Genomic DNA, 2,305 nt, shown 5'->3' with positions numbered 1-2,305 from the left:
GCCTGTCCTTAGAGTGATGGTCGAAGCCAATGATGACGCTATTGCCCTTAGTGCCGCTAAGAGTATTGCTAACTTGATCCCATCTGCCTAAGTATCTGAATTTATTGAGATATTTTTAAGTAGATTCAGTGTCATAAAAGAGTCATACTCAATCCGTATTGTTTAGTTATCGCAATGTTGCGTGAACTAAACGAGGATTACTCCACATGAAATCATTCTTGAAAAAAGCACTAGTTATTGGTGCGATTTCTGTAGCTCCAGTTGCCTTTGCTGCCGAAATGACTGGCGCTGGCGCAACATTCCCATACCCAATCTATGCTAAATGGGCTGAGGCTTACAAATCTAAAACCGGTACTAGCTTAAATTATCAGTCTATCGGTTCTTCTGGTGGTATCAAGCAGATCAAAGCAAAGACAGTTGACTTTGGCGCTTCAGATGCTCCAGTCAAGTTTGAAGATTTGGAAAAAGAAGGTTTGGTTCAATTCCCAGCAATTATTGGTGGCGTAGTTCCTGTTATGAACGTAGATGGTGTTAAGCCAGGCGAACTCAAATTAGATGGCCCAACATTGGCTGATATTTTCCAAGGCAACATTACCAACTGGAATGACAAGCGTATCGCTATCATGAACCCAGGCGTGAAGATCCCTACTGGTGATATCACTGTGGTTCACCGTGCTGATGGCTCTGGTACAACTGCCATTTTCACTGACTACTTAGCAAAAGTTAGCTCACTCTGGAAGGATGCTGTTGGTGCTGGTGCTGCTGTTAAGTGGCCTGCTGCTTCTTCTGTTGGTGGTAAAGGTAACGAAGGTGTTGCAGCTAACGTTAACCGTGTTAAAAACTCAGTTGGCTATGTGGAGTATGCATATGCTAAGAAAAACAAAATGACTACTATCTCTATGAAAAATAAAGATGGTAACTATGTGTTGCCTGATGACAAGACATTTGCCGCGGCTTCAGCTGGTACAGATTGGTCTAAAGTTCCGGGTATGGGAACATTTATTACCAATGCTCCTGGCGCGCAGTCTTGGCCAATCACAGGCGCATCATTCATTTTGATGTACAAAAACCCAGAGAAAAAAGCAAACTCTGCTGAAGTGTTGAAGTTCTTTGACTTCGCATTCAAAGAAGGTAAGCAAATGGCTCTTGAGCTTGACTATGTACCAATGCCTGATGCAACTACAGACTATATTCGTAAGAGTGTTTGGTCCAATATTGCTAAGTAATTTGTTAGATTGATTGTTTAATCTCAACACTGAAACAGCTCCAACTTTGGTTGGGGCTGTTTCAACATTAAATGAAGTCCAAATATGATTGAATCAACACAGTCACACTCAGCACCAACGCCCCAGGCTCTGCGTATTGCTAAGCTGCAACGTATTCAAGATTTTCTATTTCATGGCATAACGCAATTTTTTGCCTTATCAGTTTTGATTGCATTACTCGGAATTATTATTTCTCTGGTTATTAATGCTTGGCCTGCTTTAGATAAGTTTGGTGTTAGCTTTTTCTTTACTAAAGAGTGGGACATCATTAACGGTGAATTCGGTGGCCTTATTGCCATCTATGGCACCTTAGTAACCTCTTTAATTGCCTTGCTCATCGCCGTACCATTAAGTTTTGGTATTGCTGTATTTCTAACTGAACTTTGCCCAGCTGCCCTTCGTAGACCGCTGGGTACTGCTGTTGAGTTACTCGCCGCCGTGCCATCCATCATTTACGGTATGTTTGGCTTATTTATATTTGCACCAATTTTTGCTGATTACATTCAGCCTGCCTTGCAAGGAACTTTAGGCTACATTCCAGGTTTAGGAATCCTATTTTCAGGTCCAATGAATGGTATTGGCGTTCTATGTGCAGGCCTGATTTTGGCAATGATGGTTTTGCCATTTATCGCTTCAGTTATGCGTGATGTTTTTGAAATTGTTCCCCCAGTTCTGAAAGAATCAGCCTATGGTATTGGCTGCACCACTTGGGAAGTGGTAAAGAATGTTGTGCTCCCTTATACAAAAGCGGGCGTGATCGGTGGGATTATGTTGGGATTGGGTCGAGCCCTTGGCGAAACTATGGCGGTTACTTTTGTTATCGGTAATGCTCACCGTCTTTCTGCTTCCTTATTCTCCCCAGGAAATTCGATTGCCTCAACATTGGCTAATGAATTCGGTGAAGCTGAGCTTGGAGCTCACTACTCATCTTTATTTGCATTGGGCCTTGCGCTATTTATTATTACATTCATTGTTTTAGCGATCGCGAAATGGATGTTAATCAATATGGAAAAAAAGCAGGGACTTAAAACATGAACGGC

At 42.1% G+C, this 2,305-nt stretch carries 2 protein-coding genes; both read left to right on the top strand.

From position 1 onward, the window contains the following. Window positions 1-206 precede the first annotated feature (206 nt). Entirely contained in the window at window positions 207-1,226 is a 1,020-nt protein-coding gene (pstS, locus tag B7Y67_RS15610; RefSeq protein WP_293599425.1) for a phosphate ABC transporter substrate-binding protein PstS, read from the top strand. An 84-nt stretch (window positions 1,227-1,310) separates the two neighbouring features. After that, a complete protein-coding gene (pstC, locus tag B7Y67_RS15605; RefSeq protein WP_293599424.1) occupies window positions 1,311-2,300 on the top strand; it encodes a phosphate ABC transporter permease subunit PstC in 990 nt (329 codons plus the stop codon). The last annotated feature ends 5 nt before the right edge of the window (window positions 2,301-2,305 follow it).

It is taken from the genome of Polynucleobacter sp. 35-46-11 (assembly GCF_002281105.1).
Note: the sequence above shows the minus strand (reverse complement) of the source record. Positions and strands in the feature narration are given on the sequence as shown.